Source organism: Geminicoccus flavidas (genome assembly GCF_009806515.1).
GTDB lineage: Bacteria > Pseudomonadota > Alphaproteobacteria > Geminicoccales > Geminicoccaceae > Geminicoccus > Geminicoccus flavidus.
The window spans coordinates 1-805 of record NZ_WUJP01001072.1; the positions used below are offsets into that span (position 1 = coordinate 1).

General features: G+C 67.1%; 1 protein-coding gene and 1 pseudogene. Both read right to left on the reverse strand.

The features are described from left to right. Positions 1 to 432 (reverse strand): annotated as a pseudogene (locus tag EQG76_RS30590) (PhnA-like protein); the annotation flags it as partial. 70 nt (positions 433 to 502) lie between these two features. Beyond that, positions 503 to 805: DUF2382 domain-containing protein (locus tag EQG76_RS30595; protein WP_159719003.1), on the reverse strand; the 303-nt coding region annotated here is incomplete at its 5' end.

Genomic DNA, 805 nt, shown 5'->3' on the forward strand with positions numbered 1-805 from the left:
CAGAATGCCGCCCACGGCCGAGGTGAGCAGGTAGAACACCAAGAGCGTGGTGAGCGCCCAGGCGGTCAGGCCATGCCAGCCGGCGGTGGATTCCTTGGGCTTGCCCGCCAGTCGCCCTGCGGCATAGCCGCCGGCAAGGGAAGCCAGGATGCCGGACACTACGAACCACAAGCCAGCACCGATGGAGAAGGAGGAGGCCGCCGGGTTGTCGCCGGTCGCGGGATCGAGCACCCCTGCGCCAAAGCCGATGCCCAGCATGTTGAGGATCAGCTGGGTGACCAGCGCCACCACCACGCCTGCGAGCACCGCCCCCCAGGAGATCTTGTTGATCATGATGGTGCGGGCATCGTCGGCCGGGGTCGCCGGGCTCATGTGTGGCGCGTCGTAGTCACCACGGTTGCGCGGCGTGTCGGGGTGGTGGTTGGTCGCCATCGGCGGCTCCGTTCAGAAAGGGGCTGGCATGGTGTAAAAAGAAGGCCGCCCAAGGGACGGCCTTCTGCGGTCAGGTCTTTTCGCGCGGGAGCGTAGGGTCGGTGCTGCCGAGGCCATGGCCGGTCCGGTCATCCTCGATCTCGACGTCCATGCTGCGCACGGTGTCGCGGACCGTCTCGGTCTGGGTCTCGACGTCCTTGTGCAGGGCGATCTCTTCTTTCACCCGGGCAGTCTTGCTGACCACTACCTCTTCGCCGCGCTCCACCGCCTCGATCGTGCGCTCCTGGAAGGCAGCCACACCGGGCACAACCTCCTGGTCCACCGGCCGGCGCTCGATCGTCACCCGCTCCGAGTGCAGGTCGACCTGCTCTTC